General features: G+C 57.2%; 16 protein-coding genes. 9 read left to right on the plus strand and 7 right to left on the minus strand.

The features are described from left to right. Nucleotides 1–5 precede the first annotated feature (5 nt). Nucleotides 6–209 carry a DUF1737 domain-containing protein gene (locus ACVDG4_RS20210; protein ID WP_133952789.1) on the plus strand — a complete coding sequence of 68 codons (204 nt, stop codon included), beginning with the start codon at nt 6–8 and terminating at the stop codon, nt 207–209. Here ACVDG4_RS20210 and ACVDG4_RS20215 read toward each other — a convergent pair. The 4 genes from ACVDG4_RS20215 to ACVDG4_RS20230 form a co-directional block, all read right to left on the minus strand. Next, nucleotides 206–1,210, minus strand: a complete 1,005-nt coding sequence (locus tag ACVDG4_RS20215; RefSeq protein WP_447236433.1) for a hypothetical protein — start codon at nt 1,208–1,210, stop codon at nt 206–208. The two genes, ACVDG4_RS20210 and ACVDG4_RS20215, sit on opposite strands and share 4 nt — an antisense overlap. A 28-nt stretch (nt 1,211–1,238) precedes the next feature. Beyond that, a complete protein-coding gene (locus ACVDG4_RS20220) occupies nt 1,239–1,877 on the minus strand; it encodes an outer-membrane lipoprotein carrier protein LolA (protein WP_447236434.1) in 639 nt (212 codons plus the stop codon). 84 nt (nt 1,878–1,961) lie between these two features. Beyond that, nucleotides 1,962–4,733: a DNA translocase FtsK gene (locus tag ACVDG4_RS20225; RefSeq protein WP_447236435.1), complete on the minus strand. Its 2,772-nt coding sequence runs from the start codon at nt 4,731–4,733 to the stop codon at nt 1,962–1,964. Continuing rightward, nucleotides 4,730–5,953, minus strand: coding sequence for an aminotransferase class I/II-fold pyridoxal phosphate-dependent enzyme (locus tag ACVDG4_RS20230; protein WP_447236436.1), 1,224 nt, complete (start codon nt 5,951–5,953; stop codon nt 4,730–4,732). The genes ACVDG4_RS20225 and ACVDG4_RS20230 overlap by 4 nt, the downstream gene beginning before the upstream one ends. A 171-nt stretch (nt 5,954–6,124) precedes the next feature. Between ACVDG4_RS20230 and ACVDG4_RS20235 the strand changes: the two genes are divergently transcribed. After that, a complete protein-coding gene (locus tag ACVDG4_RS20235; protein ID WP_447236437.1) occupies nt 6,125–6,787 on the plus strand; it encodes an SGNH/GDSL hydrolase family protein in 663 nt (220 codons plus the stop codon). Here the strand turns inward: ACVDG4_RS20235 and ACVDG4_RS20240 are convergent. Beyond that, nucleotides 6,784–7,047, minus strand: a complete 264-nt coding sequence (locus tag ACVDG4_RS20240; protein WP_447236438.1) for a DUF1674 domain-containing protein — start codon at nt 7,045–7,047, stop codon at nt 6,784–6,786. The genes ACVDG4_RS20235 and ACVDG4_RS20240 overlap by 4 nt on opposite strands. Nucleotides 7,048–7,192: 145 nt before the next feature. On the opposite strand from ACVDG4_RS20240, the gene htpX reads away from it, so the two are divergent. The 5 genes from htpX to ACVDG4_RS20265 all read left to right on the plus strand — a co-directional run bounded on the left by htpX (nt 7,193) and on the right by ACVDG4_RS20265 (nt 15,604). After that, on the plus strand, nt 7,193–8,152 hold the full coding sequence (htpX, locus tag ACVDG4_RS20245; RefSeq protein ID WP_447236439.1) for a zinc metalloprotease HtpX: 960 nt from the start codon (nt 7,193–7,195) through the stop codon (nt 8,150–8,152). A gap of 135 nt (nt 8,153–8,287) precedes the next feature. Then, complete coding sequence (locus ACVDG4_RS20250) at nt 8,288–9,664, plus strand: RsmB/NOP family class I SAM-dependent RNA methyltransferase (RefSeq protein ID WP_447236440.1); 1,377 nt, start codon at nt 8,288–8,290, stop codon at nt 9,662–9,664. Nucleotides 9,665–9,802: 138 nt separating this feature from the next. Beyond that, nucleotides 9,803–11,617 (plus strand): heparinase II/III family protein, encoded by a 1,815-nt coding sequence (locus ACVDG4_RS20255; RefSeq protein ID WP_447236441.1) that lies wholly within the window; start codon nt 9,803–9,805, stop codon nt 11,615–11,617. Between the two features lie 99 nt (nt 11,618–11,716). Beyond that, nucleotides 11,717–13,333 (plus strand): bifunctional phosphoribosylaminoimidazolecarboxamide formyltransferase/IMP cyclohydrolase, encoded by a 1,617-nt coding sequence (purH, locus tag ACVDG4_RS20260; RefSeq protein WP_447236442.1) that lies wholly within the window; start codon nt 11,717–11,719, stop codon nt 13,331–13,333. 165 nt (nt 13,334–13,498) lie between these two features. Next, a complete protein-coding gene (locus ACVDG4_RS20265; protein WP_447236443.1) occupies nt 13,499–15,604 on the plus strand; it encodes a methyl-accepting chemotaxis protein in 2,106 nt (701 codons plus the stop codon). A gap of 35 nt (nt 15,605–15,639) precedes the next feature. Here the strand turns inward: ACVDG4_RS20265 and ACVDG4_RS20270 are convergent, their stop codons facing one another. Continuing rightward, the gene (locus ACVDG4_RS20270; RefSeq protein ID WP_447236444.1) at nt 15,640–17,022 is read right to left on the minus strand and encodes an MFS transporter; all 1,383 of its coding nucleotides are present in this window, start codon (nt 17,020–17,022) and stop codon (nt 15,640–15,642) included. A 153-nt stretch (nt 17,023–17,175) separates the two neighbouring features. After that, entirely contained in the window at nt 17,176–21,987 is a 4,812-nt protein-coding gene (locus tag ACVDG4_RS20275; protein WP_447236445.1) for an NAD-glutamate dehydrogenase, read from the minus strand. Between the two features lie 92 nt (nt 21,988–22,079). On the opposite strand from ACVDG4_RS20275, the gene ACVDG4_RS20280 reads away from it, so the two are divergent. Continuing rightward, the gene (locus ACVDG4_RS20280; RefSeq protein WP_447236446.1) at nt 22,080–22,646 is read left to right on the plus strand and encodes a peroxidase-related enzyme; all 567 of its coding nucleotides are present in this window, start codon (nt 22,080–22,082) and stop codon (nt 22,644–22,646) included. Nucleotides 22,647–22,740: 94 nt separating this feature from the next. After that, nucleotides 22,741–23,691, plus strand: a complete 951-nt coding sequence (gene argC / locus ACVDG4_RS20285; RefSeq protein ID WP_447236447.1) for an N-acetyl-gamma-glutamyl-phosphate reductase — start codon at nt 22,741–22,743, stop codon at nt 23,689–23,691. Nucleotides 23,692–23,704 lie beyond the last annotated feature (13 nt).

Here is a 23,704-nt window from a genome sequence, read left to right on the forward strand (position 1 = left end):
ACCGCATGAAACTTTATCGCTTCATCACCAATGTCGACAGCAGCGAGTTTTGCCACCGGGTCACCGAAGCGCTCAACAAGGGCTGGGAACTCAGCGGATCCCCGTCCTTGACCTATGACGCGACTAAGGGTGAAACCATCTGTGGTCAGGCCGTCACGAAAGAAGTCGACGGCGAGTATTCCCGGGATATCAAGCTCGGCGACTACTAAGTGCTTTTGCCTGTGAGCGCGTCGAGGACGCGCTCATAAACACTTGTAACCTTCGCAAGTTCTTCAGCGCCTTGGGCGGCATACCGGTTGAGCCCGGGCGCTGCATTGACCTCCAGAACAGCGTAACTGCTTCCGGGCTTTTTTGGGTTTTCTGCGATCAAGTCGATGCCTGCATAGCGCAGACCAAGGCTTTCGCAGATTGAGATTGCGGTCTGTTTCAGATCATCCGCAACGCTGTTCGTGATGTCCCTGGCTTTTGCTCCCGCAGACAGGTTTTTGTTCGGCAAAAGCTCGACCGTCTGGCCTTTCTCCGGAATGGATGCGGGGCCAAGACCTTGCCGGGTCAGCTCAGGTTCCACACGCGGATCGCGGAAATTCAGGCCGGCAACACCGAAGGCAAGTTGTTTGACCGTTTGTTCTCCGTCTCCTTCCACCTGAACTGGTCGGCGATCCAGCACCAGCAAGACCTCTCCATCAAGGACAAGAATCCTGAGATCTGCACCCTCAACGCATCTCTGCACGAGAAGTGAGGAATGCCGTTGCAGGAGATTGGTCAAGGCGTGCTGAAGGCCTGCCTGATCGTCCAGGCGCAGCACGTCCTCTCCTTCCTGCCCACTGTTCGGCTTAACAAAAACAGGATATCCGACGGTTTCAGCGAACTGCGACGCGTCTTCGGCTGAGTGCATCTTCGCGGCAATCTCGGGTTTATGAACCCGCAGGCCGGCCAAGACGTCAAACCCATGAATGAGCATGCTCTCCGGGACAGTGAAGCCATCCCGTTTCAAGAAACTGAGAGTATAAGCCTTGTCGTCCGCGATTTCCGCAGCGCCGAGCGGGTTGAGATCGAAGTGGGTTCCGCGAAAGAAACGGCGGCGTCCGTCAGTAAGCTCAATATAGCCCGCCTGCCCGGATCCTTCGTCACAAATGAGCGACAAGCCATGCCGGTCGCAATAGTCGGCAAAGATCCTGCGGACCAAAGGAAGGGACGGTGTTTTATCCATTGTCCTGCAGGACTGCGTTTCGTTCGAGTTACTGGCGTGAATTTGCCAGGTAGTCGATCTTGAAGAGATCCGGATTGGTCGGACCGTTCGAGACGACATTGTAGACGGCAACCGACGTATCGTAACCCTGCTGATCGGTCACGGTCCATTGCTTGAGCGCATAGTCTTTTGCGTCAAAGATCAGGGTTAGGGTTCCGGAATTGAACTTGGTCTTGTCGAAAATTGTCACCGTGACGAGATCTTCCTCGACGAGCACATTCGTCACATTGGTGTCTTGTTGGAGATCGATGGAATCCGACAGAAGAAAGCGCAATGGCGTCTGTCCGAGCGGCCAGATATCCTGCGTGTTCAGCTTGCGGTCCCGCACCGATACCGACTTGCCATCGGCCACGATGTCCAGGACGGAAGGCTTGTTGTAATAGAACCGGACCTTGCCGGGGCGCGCCATATAGAACTTCCCGTCCGACTGGCTGCCGTCCGGTCCAAACTGGATGAAGTCGCCGTGCATGGTCTTCACAGAGTTGAAATAGGCGTTCAGGTCCTGAAGGGTCTGCTGCTCCCGATCACTCAAGGCCGGAGCCGGGACGGTCATGGCAGCGGCCATTGCCAGAGCGGCGACCGGCCGGATTGTTGACTTGGCGATGCGGGAAACGAAGCGTGTCAGCATGATTCAAAGTCCTAATCTGGTGCTAGGTTCAACCGTTTCATCTTAACTAGGAAGTGTCTATGGCAAACCTTGGGCGGGTGAGGATCAGAAGTCCTCATCCAACCCGTTTTGCACCAGAATCTCACGTTTACCGGCATGGTTGGCGGCGCTGATCAAGCCTTCCTGTTCCATACGCTCGATGAGCGACGCAGCCCGGTTGTAGCCGATCGACAGGCGCCTTTGGACATAGGAAGTTGAAGCCTTCTTGTCTTTCAGAACAATTGCAACGGCCCGGTCATAAAGATCGTTGCTGTCTCCGCTGCCGGAGGCCGCGCCGCCATCATAAGGACTGTCGGCAGATTCATCTTCTTCCGTCACAGCTTCCAGATATTGCGGTGTGCCCTGAACCTTGAGGTGTTTGACGACCTCTTCCACTTCGTCATCAGAGACGAAAGGCCCGTGAACACGCTGGATCCGGCCGCCACCGGCCATGAACAGCATGTCACCCATACCGAGCAGCTGTTCTGCGCCCATTTCGCCCAGGATCGTTCGGCTGTCGATTTTCGATGTGACTTGGAAGGAAATTCGGGTCGGGAAGTTCGCCTTGATGGTACCGGTGATGACGTCGACCGAGGGACGCTGAGTTGCCATGATCAAGTGGATGCCTGCGGCACGAGCCATCTGCGCAAGGCGCTGGATCGCTCCTTCAATATCCTTGCCGGCCACCATCATCAGGTCGGCCATTTCATCGACGATGACCACGATATACGGCATCGCCTCCAGCGGCAGCTGTTCTTCCTCGTAGATTGGTTCTCCCGTATCCCGGTCAAATCCGGTCTGGACGGTACGGGTCATCTCTTCGCCCTTCTCCAGGGCCTGCTTGATCCGGGTGTTGTAGCCGTCGATGTTGCGGACGCCCATCTTGGACATCTTCTTATAGCGGTCCTCCATCTCGCGGACGGTCCACTTCAGCGCAACAACGGCCTTTTTCGGGTCTGTCACGACGGGGGTCAGAAGATGCGGAATGCCGTCATAGATCGACAATTCCAGCATCTTCGGATCGATCATGATCATCTTGCACTGATCCGGTGTCAGCCGGTACAGCAGCGACAGGATCATGGTGTTGATCGCGACCGACTTACCTGATCCGGTCGTACCTGCAACGAGCAAGTGCGGCATGCGGGCAAGATCGGCAACCACGCCTTCACCGTTGATTGTCTTGCCGAGGCCAAGTGCCAGCTTGGATTTCGATTTTTCAAAATCCTGAGCAGCGAGCATTTCGCGCAAGTAAACGGTTTCGCGGCGTGCATTCGGCAGTTCGATACCAATGGCATTCTTGCCGGGGATGACCGCAACACGGGCGGAGATCGCGCTCATGGAGCGGGCAATGTCATCTGCCAGACCAATGACCCGGGACGACTTGATACCGGGTGCGGGTTCCAGTTCGTAGAGTGTGACAACCGGACCCGGGCGGACTTCGATAATTTCGCCGCGCACACCAAAGTCTTCCAGAACACCTTCCAGAATACGGGCATTTTGTTCCAGAGCATCGGCGGAAAGACCCGGAACCTTGCCGGCCGCTTTGGCTTCTGCAAGCAGGCGCAGCGGTGGTAATTCGTACTCTTCCGGGGCGCCGAGGAAAGAGGGCTGCGCTTCCTCAATCGCCCGTTTGCTTTGTTTCGGTTTTGGAGCCGGTGGAATGACACGGCCGGTCGGTGCGGGTTGAGCAGCTGCTCGTCCCGAAGGTGCTTGAGCTGGTTCAGGGGCTGCAATACCAACCGGTCTTGGCGTTTCACCCGGCAACGGCTCGCCGGAGACCGGGCCTTTGTCGATCAGGAAATCGTCCGGGCCGAAGTCCTCACCGTCCTCGCCAAAGGGATCCTCCAGATCATGGGCGTCAGGCTCAGTCATGTGGCCGCGCTCGTAGAACTCGTCCAGACCGTCATCGTCTTCCGGCATCAGGCGGCCGGTCAGTGCCCTGCGGAACGACTGCAGACGGCTCTTCTGAGCAGGTTCTTCCGGCTCGTAGTCATCGTGCTCGTCGATACCGTCCCAGTCCTCATCGTCTTCATGGACCGGCGCGCGCTTCAAGCCGGTCATCCGGCGGACCTGTGTCACCGCCAAAAGCCCGATGTGGCTGACTTGTCCCGCAAAAGCCGTCGCCATCAAAGACAAGCGGCTTTCGCCCTCCTCCTCGTCATCAAGGCCGAGATCGTCCTCGATGGATTTGCCATGTCCGGCCGGGGCCCTGCGTGGCTCGATATGCTCTAAAGGTTCACCTGCGCGGCCCAGCCAGCCGGCCGAAGCAAGGAGGAGAAGACCGGCAGGAACACCGAGTCCAAGGCCTCCAATGATTGTCGCAGCGCCGCTCGTCAGGTTGCTGGTTAAAATAGCCGGGACACCGTGGATCATGTCTCCCAGAAACCCGCCAAGGCCTGTCGGCAACGGCCAGCTTTGCGGAACGGGAAGCGCCGCCAGCGCGCCAGCCGAAAGCCCAGATCCGAGAATCCAATAAAAGAGACGCTTGCGGCCGATGCCGAGGGCATGGCCGGTCAAGAGCCGCCAGCCCCATAATACCAGGGGAACGAGGAAAACAGCTGTTGCAAGACCAATCGTCTGCATCAAGACGTCGGCGACGATCGCGCCTGGAGCGCCGAGCGCATTGCGCACAGGCCCACCCGTCGCGTGGTTCAGGCTCGGATCATTCACGGACCAGGTGGCAAGGGCGGCTGCGAGGGCCGCCGCAATGGAGATGATCCCGAGGCCAGCCGCACCGGTCAGGTTCCGTCTTAAAAAACGCTTGGCCGGACTTTCCGTGTCCAGAAGATCGACTGCGGACCGACGGCCCGATCCGCGCACTGCACTGGCCCGTCTCATGCCTTGCCTCCCAACCAGTTTGCCACACGCTCAAGAGCGATCTCCGTCTGCGCAAGGGGCGCCACCAACCCCGCGCGGATGTAATTCCGGCCCGGATTGCTGCCATCTGACTGATCAGATGCCAGATAGCTGCCCGGCAGGACCTTCACGCCTGTGTCGCGCCAAAGGGCCTGTGTGACGGAAACACCGTCTCCCCACTTTCCGACATTGAGCCAAAGGAAGAAGCCTGCCTCTGTTGTTACAGGGCCGAGGATCGGATCAAGGAGGCGTTCTGCGGCTTCATATTTCTCGTTATAAAGCCGCCGGTTTTCCTCAACATGGGCTTCGTCGCGATAGGCGCGGACCGCGACGGCCTGCGCCGGCAAGGGCACTTGTGGCGCTGCAAGGCCGCGGAACTTTGCCCATTTTTTCAGGAAAACAGGATCGCCGGCTGCAAATCCGCACCGCAGCCCGGCAAGATTGGAGCGCTTCGACAGGGAATTCAGAACAACGATGTTGGAAAAGTCCGTGCCCATCCGATGCGCGGCTTCCAGAACGCCCGGGGGCGGGGTTGTCCGGTAAATCTCCGAATAGCACTCGTCTGCAAAGATCATGAAGCGATGCTTGCGGGCCAAGCCGATCAGCTTCTGCCAGTATTCCAGCGTCGCGACCGAGCCTTCCGGATTGGTCGGGGACGCAACGTAAAAGGCGACAGTCCGGTCCAGAAGCGCCGGTTCCAGGCCGTCCAGGTCCGGCAGGAACTGGTGCTCGGAAACCGCATCCAGAAGAACGGTTTCGCCATCTGCGACATGAGCTGCGGCCGCGTAGGTCTGATAGAAAGGGTTCGGCAGAATGACAGCCGGATGGTCCAGTCCCTTGTCCAGTTGATCGCGGGCGGCAATTGCCCCGAATGAAAGGCCTTCACGGGAGCCGTTCAGCGGCAGGACGCCAAAATCCGGGTCAATGGTGCCGTTCAGGCCATAGCGCTTGTCGAGCCAGTCCGCGATCGTGCTGCGGAACTCCGGTGTGCCGTTGATCGGCGGATAGCGGCGAAAATCAGCCATGTTTTCCGCCAGCACTTCAGCCGTGAAATCTGGTATCGGATGCTGGGGCTCACCGATCGTCATCATTATCGGTTCAAGGCCCGGAGATTGCCCGTCAAGCAAGTCGGCAAGGCGTTGGAAAGGGTTGGAACCCGGCAGCGCGGCGCCGCGCTTGTAGGTGGTCTGGCTGGCAGTCATTCAAGATCCGGCAGTCGTTACGCAAAACGTTTGCCCGACCCTATCCCGTCCTTGGTAAATCTCTTATTAACCAAGCAGAATATCGCCGCCAATATCCATGCGATTGCCACGCTTTAAAGGATCCACTAGGGTCCAATGCTTGGATTTCACACGCGGGTCTATGGATTTAATATGTCGGGCAAAACCCCCCTCTCCGTCGTTTGTTTCGGTGATTCGCTTACCTGGGGGTTTGTGCCGGGAACAAAGACCCGTTACGGCCACGACGAGCGCTGGACACGCCTCCTGCAAAAGGAACTTGGCTCTGACTATTATGTCATCGAAGAGGGCGTCAACGGGCGGACAACTGTTTTCGAAGACCCTGCCCGCGGCGACAAAAACGGTCTTGAGCACTTGGCAACCGTGCGAAAGACGCACATGCCAATCGACATCCTAATCATCATGCTCGGAACGAATGATCTTCAGGACCGGTTTCAGATGAGCGCTGATGCGATCGGTCTTGCGATGGGCCGGCTGCTGTTCGCCGCCACGCAAGTGACCGATGATGTCGAAGGCCGTGCTCCAAAAGTACTTTTGATGTCGCCGCCACCGCTTGGGGATTTTACGGGCAAGGAATATGCCGGCCTTTTCTCAGAAGACCACAGTGTGGCCCAGTCCAAGCTGCTGGCGGGTGTCTATGAGAAGCTGGCGGAAACCTACCGCGTTGCCTTTTTCAATACGGGCAGCGTTGTGTCAGTGAGTGAAGTGGACGCAGTTCACCTGGAAGCTGAACCGCAAAAGGATCTTGCCAAGGCGATTGCGGACGAAGTGCGGAAGCTGGCAAAGGCTGCCGCCTAGAAATCGACTGTTAAACCCTTGATTTCCCAATCATCATAACGCGTTGGCTCCAAGCCGCCTCGGCCGTCAACCTCCGGTGCCATGGCGTTGTGTTTGGCGTCGATTTCCTTGCGCCGGTCTTCGGCTTCTTTCAGGGCGCGCTGGGCCGCAGGCGGCAGGTCCTCGAAATTGCGTTTTGGAGCTTCGGCCACGTCTGTCTTCAGGGAGGGTACTTCGGTTGCCGTGAATTGCGCCGTTTCCGTATCTTTCGTGTCGGTCATGGTTTCCGCTGTCAGCCAGATTTCAAAACTTTCGCGTTATATAGGACAAACTTGCCAAGAATGGCAGGCATCCCCATCTTGAACGTTGAGAAAAGACTGCGACAACTTTTGTTCGCAGCTTCAAACGGAAACGGATAAGGCACCGATGAATTACGTTCGCACAGCCATGTTGCTTGCAGGTATGACGGCGCTCTTCATGGGCCTTGGGTTCATGATCGGCGGTCAGTCGGGCATGTTGATCGCGCTCGCGATTGCGGCCGCGATGAACGTGTTCAGCTACTGGAATTCAGACAAGATGGTCCTGCGCATGCACCATGCACAGGAAGTCGATGAGCGCTCGGCGCCTGAATATTACGGCATGGTCCGCCAACTGGCGCAAAATGCCGATCTGCCCATGCCGAAGGTCTATATCATTAACAACCCGCAGCCGAACGCCTTTGCGACCGGGCGGAACCCCAAAAATGCAGCCGTTGCTGCGACCACCGGCTTGCTGGACATGCTCAGCAAGGAAGAAGTGGCCGGTGTGATGGCGCACGAGCTGGCGCATGTGAAGAACCATGACACCTTGATCATGACGATCACGGCGACCATCGCCGGTGCGATCTCGATGCTCGCGAACTTTGCCTTCCTCTTCGGGGGCAACCGCAACAATCCCCTGGGTTTTGTCGGCGTCATCTTGATGATGATCGTTGCGCCGATGGCGGCGATGATCGTGCAAATGGCGATTTCCCGGACCCGCGAATATGCCGCGGATCGCATGGGCGCGCAGATCTGCGGTGAACCGATGTGGCTGGCGTCTGCCCTGGCGAAAATATCCGGCGGTGTCGAGCGCATCCACAATCCGGATGCCGAGGCCAATCCGGCGACGGCGCACATGTTCATTATGAACCCGCTGTCCGGCGAGCGCATGGACAATCTGTTCTCCACGCACCCGAACACCCAGAACCGGATTGATGAGCTGCGCAAATTGTCGGAAGCCGGATTGGGCACCGCAGGACGCGGGACATTTGCTCAATCCCGGGCTCCGCAGTCAGGCCCATGGGGCGGCACGACTGGTGGCAGGTCTTATGATGAGCCGCCGCGCCCAAAGGGCCCGTGGGGCTAAACTTTGAAAACACCTTGGCGTCAGCCAGGGTTAGATCTAGAATGATCGTCAACGCGCCGCAGCCGGAAGCCCGGACTGCGGCGCTTGATTTTGACACCCGCCGAAGTGTGCGGGTCTGCCCATCAGGACAATTTCGTGAGCAAGTCACCTAAAAAAAACAACAAGCCTTCGAACGGTGCTCCGGCTGAAAGGTCAGAAAAGCCGGGTTTTGCGGCCCGCAAGGTCGCCGCCGATATCCTGGGAAATGTGGTGCATAAGAAGCGTCCCTTGGACGGTGAATTGGATATGGCATCCGGACACTCCGGTTTCCGGGCCTTGGCCGCGAATGACAGGGCCCTGGTGCGTGCCATCGCGGGTGCCGCCCTCCGTCACCGCGGTGAAATTGCGGAAGTCCTGGGCCGGTTGCTGGATCGCGATATTCCGGAAAAAACCGGCAGGGTGCTCGACATTCTCCATGTCGCCATCGCGCAGATGCAGTTTTTGGACATTCCCGATCGCGCTGCCGTGTCGCTCGCCGTTGATCATGCCTCCATGGATCGCCGGGCCCGGCCATACAAAGGCCTGGTCAATGGCGTTCTGCGCCGTCTTGGGCGCGAGCGCGAAGAAATCGCGGCGGATCTCGATGCCCCCCGGCTCAACACTCCGGATTGGCTTTGGGAAAGTTGGCAGGAGGCTTATGGCGAGGAAGGTGCACGCGCAATCGCAAAGGCGCATGAGAGTGAGGCCACGCTTGATTTGACTGTGAAAGCCGATCCAGCAGCATGGGCGGAAAAGCTCGATGGTGTGGTTGTCGGCGCTGGCAGTGTTCGGCTCTCCAAAAAAGGTGCCGTAGATGCACTGGAAGGGTTCGAAGAGGGCGCATGGTGGGTACAAGATGCCGCTGCGTCCCTTCCGGCCAAACTGCTTGGCGATATCTCTGGCAAGCAGGTTGCCGACCTTTGCGCAGCGCCCGGTGGAAAAACAGCACAGCTAGCAGCCAGCGGCGCCGAGGTAACGGCCATCGATATTTCAAAGGCCAGGCTTAAACGGCTTGCGGAAAACATGACCCGCCTCGGATTGTCAGTGACAACCGTTGCAGCGGATTTGCGGGAGTATGAACCGGAGGCATTGTTTGACGCGATCCTGCTCGATGCACCGTGCAGCGCAACAGGGACCATCCGGCGTCATCCCGATGTGCCCTGGATCAAGAAGCCTTACGACATTGAAAAGTTGAGCGAAATTCAAACAGCTCTCCTGGACCGCGTCATGGCTTGGCTAAAGCCGGGCGGCGTTCTGGTCTATTGCACCTGTTCCTTGGAGCGCGCCGAGGGCGAAGGCCAGGCAGAGGCGTTTTTGGAGCGGAACAAGGAGCGCGTGGCGTTGGTGCCGATCGACGCAAGTGAAATTGGCGGCCTTGGCGAAAGTGTCACACCAGAGGGATATCTTCGCTGCCGGCCGGATCAGTCTGCAGGCCCCGAAACCGGGCTTTTCGGCATGGATGGTTTTTTCGCCGCGCGGTTCAGGGTCTCTTAACGCGGAATAAACTCTTCAACTGTCATGATTCTATAAATGATTTGCTAACCTTAACGGCTGAGCCGGAACGATGGGCCCGGCAGCTTGAATGGAGATCGTTATAGATACGCATAGACCATCGGTGTTGGAGATGGTCCGGTGAGCAATGCCACCCTCTCGGAGCGCGGGCGCATTTGGGGCCTGGTGGCGCTGTATATCTGGCAACGGACCCGGAAATGGATGCATGGCGGACCGATCTCCCGCTTGCAGCCCTTTTCAGCCGTGCCCGAGCGCTTGCTGATTGCCCCACAAGATCTCAGAACAGCCGATGCAACAAATGCGGCCGATATCTATGGCGGACGCTTTTTATTTTCAGGCCATCTTGTTGAGACGCAAGGGCGCTCACCCTTTGAGCTTCAGGCCGTGCATGAAGACTGGCAGCGGGAGCTTCACGCCTTTGGATGGCTGAGGGATCTGCGAGCTGCCGACAGCCAAATCGCACGGCAGAATGCTCGTGCTCTGGCAGAGGACTGGATCAAATACTGTGGCCGCTGGCACCCGATCGGGTGGGAAGCGCCCATTGTTACACGGCGTATTTTGTCTTGGCTTGCGCATTCTCCGTTCATCCTACAGGACGGCGATCACAGTTTCTACCGGACCTTCATCAAGTCTCTGGCGCGTCAGGTGCAGTATCTCCGTCAGACGATCAATGAGACCGAAGATGGGGTTGAGCGGCTTCATGCAGCGCTCGCCATCGCGTCAGCCTGCATTTCCATGGCGGGACAAGGCCGTTTTGCGCGTCAAAGCATTCGCCGTCTCGATCAGGAATTGTCCCGTCAAATACTACCAGATGGCGGGCATATCTCCAGAAACCCGCGGGCCTTGATCGACATCCTTGCCGATCTTTTGCCTGTGCGTCAGGCCTTTGTGGCGCAGGGGCTTGAAGTCCCGACAGCCATGGTTCAGTCGGTCGACCGAATGATGCCGCTGATGAAGTTCTTCCGCCATGGCGACGGAGCGCTTGCCCACTTCAACGGTATGGGCTCTACGCCGAGCGATCTGGTCGCAACGATCCTCGCATACGACGATGCCCGTGGGGCGCCGCCCACCAATGCGCCGCATTCTGGATATCAACGCTTGAGTGGAGGATCATCGGTCGTCTTGGTCGACACGGGCCCTGCCCCGGACATTGCGCTGTCTGGAAACGCACACGCCGGCTGCCTGTCTTTCGAGTTTTCTACCGGCGCCCATCGGATGGTGGTCAATTGCGGGGTTTCGTCAAAATCGAACCCGGTCTGGCGCAAAGTGAGCCGGTCCACCGCAGCCCATTCGACCGCGTCGATCGACGATACGTCCTCTTGCCGGTTTCTTTCGGAAAAGCCGTTCGGACATTTGCTCGGAGCTCCGATCTTGTCCGGGCCGCGCGTGATCGATATTTCCAGGGAAGATGACGCTGCGGGTTGCCGGGTGATCGCTTCTCACGACGGCTATGTGGCGGATTTCAATGTTCTGCATCAACGGGATTTGCGGCTGTCGTCCGACGGAACAGTTCTCGATGGCGTTGATACGTTCCAGGCTGTCGGCTCTGTCGATCCGGATACGCTTTATACCGTCCGTTTCCATCTTCATCCGGCGATCAAGGCATCATTGATCCGGGCCGGGTCTGCCTTGCTGCTGGTATGCCGTGACGGCGAAGCTTGGGAATTCGAGGCGCCTGGTATTGAGATTGCCCTGGAGGAAAGCGTTTACCTATCGGATGTTTATGGTCACAGGAAGTCCGAGCAGATTGTTATCTCTGGTCCGTTGGAGGCCGCTCCCTCTGTCGGGTGGCAGTTCCGGCGAACAGCAACGGCCAAACTGAGTCGGCGCGGAACCAGCGATTTCGATGAGACGGAAGAACTGCCGCTCGAAGATCCGCCCGCGGACCCAATCGAAGACGCTGAGGAAGCAGCAGACGATACGTCTTTGGACTGACTTTGTTCCCTAGGATGATCTGAAACCTTCCGCTTTCCAGTCAGACGTGTTAGGGGGCGCCACGCTTTCCCGCCCCGTTCCAGCTGAGAGGCAGTCTTCATGGCCATTGTGTCCAAAGCCGTACCCGTTCCAGAATTCGTCCCTGTCAAACGTGCCCTTTTGTCTGTCTTTGACAAAACCGGTCTTGTCGACTTCGCAAAGGCGTTGGCGGACTGCGGCGTTGAGCTGGTGTCGACAGGCGGATCCTACAAGGCTTTGAAAGACGCCGGACTGACCGTTCTTGATATCTCCGAAGTTACCAATTTCCCGGAAATCATGGATGGCCGTGTGAAAACGCTTCATCCCAGCGTCCACGGCGGTCTCCTGTCGATCCGCGACGATGAAGACCATCAAAAGGCTATGGCCGATCATGGCATCACCGGCATCGATCTTTTTTGCGGCAATCTTTATCCGTTCGAAGAGGTGATTGCGTCCGGTGCGGACTATGGAACGGGGATTGAAAACATCGATATTGGCGGGCCTGCCATGACACGGGCCGCCGCGAAGAACCATGCCTATGTCACCGTGGTAACAGACCCGGCCGACTATAGCTCTGTTATTGAGGCGTTGGACACCAATGGCGGCAAGGCACCGCTCGACTTGCGGAAGAAACTGGCCCTAAAGGCATTTGCGCGCACGGCCGCCTATGATGCCGCCGTTTCAAACTGGATGGCAGATCAGTTGGATGAGGCAACACCGGCCCACCGGGCTGTCGGCGGTGCGCTCTCGGAAGTCATGCGTTACGGCGAGAACCCGCATCAAACTGCTGGCTTCTATAAAACGGGCGAAAAGCGGCCGGGCGTGGCAACCGCAACGCAGTTGCAAGGCAAGACCCTCTCCTACAACAACATCAACGACACCGATGCGGCTTTTGAGCTGGTCAGCGAGTTCGACCCGGCGCGCACGAGCGCTGTTGCGATCATCAAGCACGCCAATCCCTGCGGTGTTGCGGAAGGCGGCAGCCTGAAGGATGCTTACGAAAAAGCGCTCCGCTGTGACCCAGTTTCTGCCTTTGGCGGCATCGTTGCCCTGAACCAAAAACTGGATGCTGCGGCGGCTGAGGAGATCGTCAAGATCTTCACCGAAGTCATCATCGCTCCGGATGCCGATGAGGCCGCCCGCGAAATCATTGCCTCGAAGAAAAACCTTCGGCTTCTGGTGACCGGTGGACTTGCGGACGCACGGGCCAAGGGGCTTTTCGTGAAATCCGTGGCTGGGGGTCTGCTGGTCCAATCACGCGACAATGGCGTTGTTGATGATCTTGATCTGAAAGTCGTGACCAAGCGGGCACCAAGCGATCAGGAAATGCAGGATCTCAAGTTCGCCTTCCGGGTTGCCAAGCACGTCAAATCCAATGCAATCGTCTATGCCAAGGATGGCGCAACAGTTGGCGTCGGGGCTGGTCAGATGAGCCGGGTGGATTCGGCTCGGATTGCTGCCCGAAAGGCCTTGGATGCAACGGAAACTGCCGGATTGTCCGAGCCACTTACCAAAGGCTGTGTCGTGGCTTCAGATGCTTTCTTCCCGTTTGCCGACGGATTGCTGTCTGCCGCCGAAGCTGGTGCCACGGCGGTTATCCAGCCGGGTGGGTCCATGCGTGACGATGATGTGATCAAGGCCGCTGATGAAGCTGGTCTTGCGATGGTCATGACCGGTATGCGGCACTTCCGGCACTGATTGAACAAAAATGCATCTTTTACTGATGGTAGAAGATGCATTTCTTCAGCTTCGGAAATAACGCCTAGGCTTTTGAATACCTTGTTAATCTCCGCAAGTTAATTTGTTCGCAAATGCAGCAGTGCGACTGTTGCGGCGAATCGATTGGCTAACGGAGAAGATCCGGTGTTTAAAAATGCGAAGGTCACTACAAAACTCGTAGGCGTTAGTGTTGCAACGCTTGCCTTGGCCTTGGTCGGTGGGATCGGGGTTATTGGCTGGCAAGCCTCACAGATGACGCAATCTCTTGCTGTCGCTCAAGCAGATGCCGTTGCTGAGGATCAAGCGGAATTGGTCCAGCGGACCATGGAGAACGGCCTTGTCACCGCTCAATCGCTTGCAGCTGCTTTGACAGGCCTCAAAAGCACTGGAAATCAGGATCGCAATCAGTGGATGGCGATCGTTGAAGAGACGCTGCACAAGAACGTCGACTTCTCTGGCACCTGGGGCGCTATTCCGTTCGATGGGCTGGACGGTAAAGACGCTGAGTATGTCAGTGCCGAAAAGCACGACGAGAGCGGCATGTGGCGGCCGTATTTCTTCAGGCTCGCTGATGGCAAGCTCGGATACCGCCCGATGGGTGATCTGGAAATGGATCAGCCTGGCAAGAGCCTTTGGTTCAATGTCCCTTATGAAACAGGCAAGGACTACGTGACAGAGCCATACAGCTGGGAAGCTGATGGAAAGACTGTGACCGGCGTGTCCTTCGGTATTCCGGTCAAAGAGGGCTCGAAAGTCATTGGTGTCGCCGGTGGGGACATCATGCTGACTCCCTTGTCGAGTGCTTTGGGTGAACAAAAGCCGCTTGGTACAGGGTCTGTCCATCTGATCTCTCAAGACGGATCCTGGATCGCGCATCCGGACGGTGCACTCCTCGGTAAAAAGTGGAGCGAAGGGCGGTCCGATACCGATCTTGCGGTCAAGGATGAGTTGCTTGCAGCCGTCAAGAATGGCGAGAGCTATGTGTATGAAGGCTACTCAAACACACTCGGCACCGATGTTTTGCGGATCGTTAAACCGGTCAGCATTGGCCGGACCGACGCCAAAATGGCTGTGGTCGTCAACGTACCAGTATCGACTTTGAACGCAGCTTCAACGCAGATCATAACTATGATCGCGGTTGTTGGTCTTGTTCTGCTGCTTGTTGTGGCAACGTCGATCTATATTGTGGGTACGAACATTGTGCGTCGCCCGCTGGAGCGTGCAGTCGGCAGCATTCAGGCCTTGATTGACCGCCGCTATGAAGAGCCGATCCATGACACGGATCGTCAGGATGAAATCGGAGAGATCAGCAAGGCTCTGGAAGTCTTCCGCGACAAGGCACAGCAGGCGGAAGCCTTGGCTGCCGAACAGGAAGAGACCCAGCGGCGGCAGCTCGCCCGCGCTCAAAAGATCAGCGAAATTTCGCAAGACTTCGATCGGAAGATCACGGAACTGACCGCGACAGTCATGTCTCAGGTCGAGGATCTGAACGGCGCTTCCGTGACCCTGACCGCAGGCGCGGATGATACCAGCGAGAAGAGTACGACGGTGGCCGCTGCGTCCGAGGAAGCGTCCTCCAACGTGGAAACAGTTGCCTCCGCGGCCGAAGAGTTGATGGCGTCTGTTGGCGAAATCTCGCGTCAAATGACCCAATCAACAGAGATCGCGTCTCATGCCGTGGATCAGGCGCAGTCGACCAATGCCAAGATCGAAGGTCTGGCGGAAGCAGCGCACCGCATCAGTGAAGTGGTCAAGCTGATCACGGACATTGCCGAACAAACCAACCTTCTCGCCCTGAACGCAACGATCGAGGCAGCCCGGGCAGGGGAAGCTGGCAAAGGCTTCGCGGTTGTTGCAGCCGAGGTCAAGGAACTCGCCAACCAAACGGCCAAGGCGACTGAAGAAATCTCCTTGCAGATCCAATCGGTCCAGTCCGAGACCGCAGGTTCTGTGGATGCGATCAAGGGCATCTCGGAAACGATCGAGAAGATGAACGAGATCTCCTCCAGCATTCAATACTCTGTCGAACAACAGGGGCTGGCGACCGAGGAAATCGCGCGGAATATTCAGGAAGCCTCCAACGGTACGCAGGAAGTTGCCCAAAACATCGTCAAGGTGGCAGCGTCCGCGGACGATACCGGCAACGCGGCTCGTCAGGTCAGCCAGTCGGCCAACGTCCTGCAGAGCGAGGCTGTGCGCCTGAAACAGGAAGTCGACAACTTCCTCGTAGGTGTTCGCGACGTCGCTTAAGCCTCAGCATTTTTGGATTGAGAAAACGCGCCGGGTCATAGCCCGGCGCGTTTTTCTTTGACCATCATCAGCAGACAAAGGCCGACAGCAAAGAACACCAAAATGACGGACATACCAGCCCGCTGGCTATCAGCTGCAGCTGTCACAACGGCGACGGCGAGTGGTGCCAGGAAGCTGGTCACCTTTCCGGAGAGCGCCAATAGACCAAAATACTGGGTCATTAGATCTTTCGGTGCCAACTGGATAAGAAGGCTCCGGCAGGACGCTTGCAGCGGACCAGACACAGCACCAATGATTGCGCCGAGAGTGATGAAGATTTGTTCTGGCAGGGACGCGAACAACGCACCTTCCGGCGCGGCTGGTGTCTGAATGAAGAAGAATACTGTCGTTCTGTCGACGGAGATCATGCCCAGCCCGCAGATCATCAGAACGATCAGCGAAAAGGCGATGACGATCTTGGGCCCGAACCTGTCGTCCACCTTGCCACTGAGTAAGAGGCCAAGTGTTCCGGTGATCGTCAAGATGATGCCGAACGTGCCGATCTGGATGGATCCCCAGCCGAGCTGGCCGGCCGCATAAATCCCGCCAAAGGCAAACAAGGCGACCAAACCGTCCTTGAAGACCATGTTTGCGATCAGAAACATGAAGATATTGCGGTTTTCTCGAGCGTGCCGAAGGCTGTGCCGCAGATCACTGAGGCCTTTGGAAACAGCTGCTCCGATCTTTCCGCGCGATGGAGCGTCCGGAACGAACAGAAACATCGGTAACGCGAAAATCACGTACCAGATCGCAGAAAACGGCCCAGATGCCCGGTCGCCTTCGTAAGTCGCAGCATCAAGGCCAAACAGGGGGGTGAACCCGAGCAGCGTGCGTCCGGTGTCCGGGTTCGCGGCTAAAAATCCGAGGACGATAACGAGTGTCACCAATCCGCTTGCATATCCGAGAGCCCAGCCAAAACTCGACAATCGGCCGATGTGTGTCGATGGGACCAGCTGGGGCATCATTGCGTTGTTGAAGACCGCTGCGATCTCGATCGACAATGTTCCAATCGCAAAGGCAAGAAGGGCAATCATGACGCCATGTGGATTGCCCGGCGCGGCGTACCAAAAGGCCCAGCAACACACGAGAAAGGGGATCGAAAAGCAGAAGATCCAAACCTTTCGGCGGCCGGTTGCATCGGCAACGGAGCCAAGGATTGGGGCCAACAACGCAATTCCCAACCCTGCCGCAGCGGTGGCATATCCCCAAAGGCTCTGGCCTTCCGTGGGATTGTCGGCTAATGCGGACGCAAAATAGGGTGCAAATACAAAGGTGGTAATGAGGGTGAAAAAGGGCTGTGCGGCCCAGTCAAAGAAACCCCAGGCTACGATTGCGCGCCGGCCCGGACTTACAAATGCTGTATCAGATGCGGCGGTCATCAGATATTTGCTCTCCTGGGATCTCTGAGACTTTTAGCGTCAATCATGGCACGGCCCGGAGCCAAGCGCACTCATCAACCAAAAAGGCCGGTCGTGAAACTCCCGGCCTTTTTATCAGTTAGTCTGCCTCTGGTGCGGTTATGACCGCCCAGATCATGTCCGGTCGCTGATCTCAGCAAGAAGACTTGCTGCGACTGAGAACTTGGACACACTCAAGCCGCCGTCGAGAATTTCGGCGACTGCCTGTGTGGTCCGGTTCACAACCGACTGCTTTATCTCCAGCCAATTGGCAAAACCGTCCGTCTGAATCGCAGAGATGGCGATCGCGCGATGCGCCGATGCAAGCGTTGCCCGGGCACGGTCGAGCGCAAGTCCATCGTAATAGTCATGGACTTCCAGATCACCCGCCATTTCGCTCATCGCGCCGAGACGGAAATGATGTGCCACATCGAAGAAAGCCACCGCGGCCTTATCGAGATCCGCTCCGGTTTCTTCCGCAACGATCACTATGTCCGGAATGGCACCTTCCACCGGCAGCCAGGCAATCCGGCGTGCCAGGTCTTCAGGCACTCCTTTCGAGACGTAGGTTTCCACGCGGCTTTTGAGCTCTGCCGCAGGTTCTTCGGGAAGCAAGCTCTCCAGCCGATCGCGAAGGTCTGAAATGCCAGCGTGGAACCGCTCTACAACGGCTGCAAGTCCTTGTTCAAAGGACACGTTCCTCTTGAACCAGACGACGCGTTCCAGAAGCAGTGATTGGACCTCCGAATAGAGTTCCAACTGCAACTCACCGTCGATCTTGGTGTCCAGACGGTCAATTTCTCCGTTGAGTTCGGTCAGTCCGTAGCTGTTGCGCACGGCAACGAACCCTTGGGCGATTTCCGTCGTTGTCGCGCCCGTCTGATCCATCAGGCGGGTGATAAAGGTCGCACCTCCTCTGTTGACCATGGAGTTCGCGAGCATGGTGGAGATAATTTCCCGGCGTAGACGGTGGCCGTTGATTTCACCTTCGTAGTCTGCGGCCATTTCATCCGGGAAGTACCGGAAGAGTTCGCGCGCCAAGTAGTCATCATCGGGGACCGAGCTCTCCAGAATTGCGTCGTACAGGGTGATTTTTGCGTATGCCAGCAGGACGCCGAGTTCGGCGCGGGTCAGCAACTGCCCGGCATTGCGCAATTCATCGAGCTGCACATCATCCGGCAACTGCTCGACGACGCGGTCCAGAAGACCTTCACGCTCCAACTGGCGCATCATGCGGACCTGATAGCCGAAGTCTTCCATTCCCTGCAGATGCGTCATGGAAATCGCGAGCGTCTGCAAGTAGTTGTTCCGCAAGACCAGGTCGGCGACCTCATCGGTCATGTGGGCCAGCAGTTCATTTCGCTGCTCGATGTCGAGTTTGCCTGCCTTTACAGCGGCTCCGAGGGCGATCTTGATGTTGACCTCCATATCCGAGGAATTCACCCCGGCGGAATTGTCGATCGCATCGGAGTTACAACGGCCACCCCTCTTGTTGAATTCGATCCGCGCAAGCTGGGTCAGGCCAAGATTGGCGCCTTCGCCGATGACCTTTGCGCCAAGTTGCGGCGCGGTGATCCGGATATGATCGTTCGACCGGTCTCCGGCGTCGGCATCTGTTTCGGTCGTCGCGCGGATGTACGTGCCGATGCCGCCAAACCAGAGCAGGTCCACATTCATTCTCAGGATTGCCATCATGACTTCCTGAGGCGTTGCCGTTGCCTTGTCGAGATTGATAAGGGCGCGAATCTCTGGTGACAGCGGGATCGACTTCAGCTGCCGTGAGAAGATGCCGCCGCCTTTTGAAATCAGGCTCGTGTCGTAGTCTTTCCAGGACGAGCGGCCCATATCGAACAGGCGTTTCCGCTCGTCCCATGTTTTCGCTGGATCCGGGTCCGGGTCGATGAAAATGTCCCGGTGGTCGAAGGCAGCAACCAGTTTTGTCGCTTTCGAGAGCAGCATCCCGTTGCCGAAAACATCGCCGGACATGTCGCCAACACCGGCGGCGGTGAACGGCTCGGTTTGGATGTCCCGGTTCATTTCCCGAAAGTGGCGTTTGACCGCCTCCCAGGCACCCCGGGCTGTGATCCCCATCTTCTTGTGGTCATATCCCGCAGACCCGCCGGACGCGAACGCATCGCCGAGCCAGAAATCCCGGCCCTCCGAAATCGCATTGGCCGTATCGGAGAACGTTGCAGTCCCTTTGTCCGCGGCCACGACAAGATAAGGATCGTCGCCGTCAAATCGGGTAACCCGGTCCGGTGGCAGGATCTTGTCTTCATCCAGATTGTCGGTGACATCAAGAAGCGCATTGATGAAGATCTTGTAGCTCTCCGTACCCTCCTTGAACCAGGCCTCGCGATCGCTCGCAGATGGCAATTGCTTTGGAACAAAGCCGCCCTTTGCGCCGACGGGAACGATCACGGCGTTCTTGACCTGCTGCGCCTTTACGAGGCCCAGCACTTCGGTGCGGAAGTCTTGCGGTCTATCGGACCAGCGCAATCCGCCACGCGCAACCATGCCGAAGCGCAGGTGAACCCCTTCAACACGCGGGCTGTAAACGAAAATCTCGCGGAACGGACGTGGCTGTGGCAGCTCGTCAATCTTCCGGCTTTCGATCTTGAAGGCGAAGGTCGCCTTGGGCTGGCCGCCCTGATCAAGCTGATAGAAGTTCGTGCGCAGGATCGATTCAATCACATTCTTGAACCGCCGCAAGATGCGGTCGTCATCCAGACTGGAGACATCTTCCAAAGCTGCAGAGAATTCGGCTTCAAGCCGCTCCTCGCCTGCGTCACGGTCTTCTTTCGATGTGTTCGGGTTGAAGCGCAGATGGAACAAATCGACCAGAGTTGAGGCGATGGCTGGGTAGTTGTTCAGCGTCGACCACATGTAGTCTTCGGAGAACCGAATACCGGCCTGCCTTAGATACTTTGACAGGGCGCGCAGGATCGCAACATCGCGCCACGCGAGACTGGCACTCATGACAAGGCGGTTGTACCCGTCATCTTCGGCCCGTCCCGTCCAGACAGCCATGTACATGCTTTCCAGCCGGCTCTGCAGAGCATCGCTGAAATCAATGCTGTCTCCAGTGTGGGCTTCAAGGGTCATCTCATGGAGGTATGAGAACGGTGCGTTGGTCGGCGTGATCCGGTATGTCCGTTCATTGATGACCTTGAAACCCATGTTCTCCAGCAGTGGAACACGGGCGGACAGCGGGATTGGCGCACCTCGGTGATAAACTTTGAGCGCCAGCCGGTTGTCCTTTGTGCCGACCGGTCGGTGGAAAGTAATTGTGGTGCTGCGGGTGTCGCTCAGCGTTTCGAGCTGAACGATGTCGAACAGCGCGGACTGGGCGTTATAGACTTCCTTGTAGCCGCCGTGGAACGCGAGCGCGTAGCGGTCGGCAAGCTGGCGGGCCTGGGCGGGTGCAAATTCTGCGGCAAGTGCACCCCGCACTGCATCCGGCCAGTTTCTGACCATGTCTGCAACGGCGGCTTCAAGTTCTTCTTGTGGTGGAGTTGGCGTTTCTCCCTTGTCGCGGCCAACGATATAATGAACCCGCGCAAGCGGACCTTCCGGATAAGTTACATACCAGGCCGAAAGACGCCCCTCATAGACCGAGGCCAAATATGTCCCGACATTCAGGCGGACTTCGGTTGTGTAGCGGTCCCTGGGCACGAACACCAGGATCGACACATAGCGATCAAACTTGTCCGGGCGTGACAGAACACGGATGCGCGGCCGTTCGTCCAGTTGAAGGATGGCTGTTGAGAAGTCAAAGAGACGGTCGCGGTCGATTTGGAATAGCTCATCGCGCGGAAAAGCTTCAAGAACGTTTCTGAGTGCCCGTCCTGAATGGCTTTCTGAATGATAGCCGGCTCGCGCCAATACACTCGCCACCTTGCGGCGCAGGAACGGGATGGTGCTGACAGGCTCAGTGTAAGCAGTTGATGCAAACAGGCCAACAATGCGGAGCTCTCCGATCATGTTGCCGTCGTCGTCGTAGAGCTTGGCCCCGACATAGTCCATATGAACCCGGCGGTGCACCGTGCTCTTCACATTGGCCTTTGCAATGATCAGAGGTTCGGGTTTCTTCAGGAACTCTCGGATTTCCGGGGTAATCTGAACAAACTCGGAGCCGCGGCGCAGGACCCGAACATCGGGATCCGTCAGGAGGCCGAGGCCAGTTCCCTCGTGAGGAGAGAGTTCACCCTCTTCAACGCCGCCTTCGAACTTGTATTCCCGCATGCCTAGGAAAATGAAATTGTCTTTTTCCATCCACTCCAGGAAATGGATGGCTTCCCACAATTCATCACTGCTGCCCAGGATTTGCGTTGTCTTGTAGGTATCAATCGCTTCGCCGAGGCGTTCCTGCATCGGTTTGAAATCGTTCACAACAGAGCGAACGTTGTTCAGAACCGTGTTGAGCCTTGTTTCCAGTGCGTCGCGCTGTTCGGCATCGTCAATACGGGTGACATGGATATGGATCAGGCTTTCCTGACGATCCTTCCGCTTCGCTGGCTTTTTCCGGCCGATGGCAGAAATCAGAGCACCCTTCTCGTCCCGCTCAACGATGAAAATTGGATGCAGGACAAGGTGTACTTCCAGTTTGCTGTCCTGCAGCTCGTCCATAACCGAGTCGACCAGGAACGGCATGTTGTCGTTGACGATCTCGATAACGGTAAGGTTTTTGGTTTTGCCGCCCTTCGTTTTGAAACTTGGATCAGAAATGCTCACCCTGTGGGTGCCCAAATCGTGCGATTGAAAGTCCTGCCATGCATCCATGGCGAACCCGGTCAGCTCTTCCGCCGAATAGGTCACCAGATCTTCGGCCGCGCCCCGGTCATAAAAGGCGTTCACGAATTCAGCGAGATTGGGATCTTTCTTGGAGAGTTTCTGGTGGACCGCGTCGATCAGCTTGAGTTTCTCGACGTCGTGCTTGTCGGGCATTTTTTTCCCCTTGGGCGGTCATTTGGTTTGGCTCAGCCGCGTGCTATCGTTTTATATTCGCGACACAATTGTTTCAGGACGGGAGGCCCGAATTGTCAAGTAAAGTCACTGCCTTGCAAATCGATTCAAATGTAACATTAAGTGAAAAAACGCAGGCCTATTTCGATTTGTGTCAGGAAAAGCTCGGCCTGGTTCCGAATGTGCTCCAGGCTTATGCCTTTGATGACGCCAAGCTGCGTGCTTTCACCGACATGTACAACGACCTCATGCTTGCGGACAGCGGACTGAGCAAGCTTGAGAGAGAGATGATTGCCGTTGCGGTATCCTCCGTCAATCGCTGTTTTTATTGCCTCACAGCTCATGGTGCGGCTGTGCGCAAGTTGTCCGGCGATCCGGTGCTCGGTGAGCTTATGGTGATGAACTATCGTGTCGCTGATTTGACAGACCGGCAGCGTGCCATGCTCGATTTCGCGGTGAAGCTGACTGAAAAGCCCGCGGAGATCCTGGAAAGCGACCGGCAGGGCTTGCGGGATGCCGGGTTCAGCGACCGGGATATCTGGGACATTGCCTCCGTTGCCGCTTTCTTCAATATGACCAACCGGGTTGCTGCTGCCAGCGACATGCGCCCGAATGATGAGTATCACTCAATGGCCCGTTGAGGTCTTGGGGCGCGCCGAACCGGTGACAAATCCCACGATTGGGTGTATGACCCACTCGTTTTTCAATTCTCGAACTTGAGGAGAGGAGCGGGTCATGACCGCGCGCGTATTTATTGATGGTGAAGCTGGCACGACGGGTTTGCAAATCCGCGAGCGCCTCGCCATGCGCCGCGACATAGAGCTGCTCTCCATTCCGGAAGACAGCCGGAAGGATCCGGCTGCCCGGAAAGACTACCTGAACAAGGCAGATGTTGCGATCCTTTGCCTGCCGGATGCGGCTGCAAAGGAAAGTGTTGCGCTCATCGAAAACGACACGACACGCGTGATTGATGCATCCAGCGCCCATCGGGTCGCCGATGGCTGGGCCTATGGTTTTGCGGAAATGGACGCCGACCAGGCTGACATCATTGCAGCTGCCATGCGAGTCGCCAATCCGGGCTGCTGGCCGCAGGGGTTAATCGCTGCTGTGCGCCCGCTGATTGCCGGTGGTCTCCTCCCGGCGGATTTTCCGGTCACCGTGAACGGGATTTCCGGCTATTCGGGCGGCGGCAAGGGCATGATCGCGGATTATGACGCCAAAGGCTCAAGCGCCAATATGTTTGCCCCGTATGCACTGGGCTTCAACCATAAGCACTTGCCGGAAATGACCGAATACGGGCTTTTGGACAGCGCGCCGCTGTTCACTCCGGCTGTCGGCAACTACTACAAGGGCATGCTGACCGTGGTGCCGCTCAATCTCGCACGTCTGGACAAAGCCCCGACAGGCGAGCAGATACACGCTGCTCTGGCCGATCACTTCGCAGCTGCGCCTGGCGGTTTTGTCGATGTTGCACCACTGGATGGTCTGGAGCGCTCCGATGATCTGGATCCGCAGGCTTTGAACGACACCAACCGGCTGCGGCTGCATGTTTTTGCAAATGATGCGCGCGCCCAGGCCGCCATCATTGCCGTTTACGACAATCTCGGCAAAGGCGCGTCGGGTGCAGCCGTCCAGAACCTTAATCTCATGCTCGGTGTTGATCAGACCACAAGTCTTGCTGCTTGAGGTGATCGGGCCG

The sequence above is a fragment of the Roseibium sp. MB-4 genome (assembly GCF_053005265.1).

Bases quoted from the DNA above. Each gene is read 5' to 3' on its own strand.
- ACVDG4_RS20210 (WP_133952789.1), top strand. From the start codon at position 6: ATGAAACTTTATCGCTTCATCACCAATGTCGACAGCAGCGAGTTTTGC.
- ACVDG4_RS20215 (WP_447236433.1), bottom strand. From the start codon at position 1,210: ATGGATAAAACACCGTCCCTTCCTTTGGTCCGCAGGATCTTTGCCGAC.
- ACVDG4_RS20220 (WP_447236434.1), bottom strand. From the start codon at position 1,877: ATGCTGACACGCTTCGTTTCCCGCATCGCCAAGTCAACAATCCGGCCG.
- ACVDG4_RS20225 (WP_447236435.1), bottom strand. From the start codon at position 4,733: ATGAGACGGGCCAGTGCAGTGCGCGGATCGGGCCGTCGGTCCGCAGTC.
- ACVDG4_RS20230 (WP_447236436.1), bottom strand. From the start codon at position 5,953: ATGACTGCCAGCCAGACCACCTACAAGCGCGGCGCCGCGCTGCCGGGT.
- ACVDG4_RS20235 (WP_447236437.1), top strand. From the start codon at position 6,125: ATGTCGGGCAAAACCCCCCTCTCCGTCGTTTGTTTCGGTGATTCGCTT.
- ACVDG4_RS20240 (WP_447236438.1), bottom strand. From the start codon at position 7,047: ATGACCGACACGAAAGATACGGAAACGGCGCAATTCACGGCAACCGAA.
- htpX (WP_447236439.1), top strand. From the start codon at position 7,193: ATGAATTACGTTCGCACAGCCATGTTGCTTGCAGGTATGACGGCGCTC.
- purH (WP_447236442.1), top strand. From the start codon at position 11,717: ATGGCCATTGTGTCCAAAGCCGTACCCGTTCCAGAATTCGTCCCTGTC.
- ACVDG4_RS20270 (WP_447236444.1), bottom strand. From the start codon at position 17,022: ATGACCGCCGCATCTGATACAGCATTTGTAAGTCCGGGCCGGCGCGCA.
- ACVDG4_RS20275 (WP_447236445.1), bottom strand. From the start codon at position 21,987: ATGCCCGACAAGCACGACGTCGAGAAACTCAAGCTGATCGACGCGGTC.
- argC (WP_447236447.1), top strand. From the start codon at position 22,741: ATGACCGCGCGCGTATTTATTGATGGTGAAGCTGGCACGACGGGTTTG.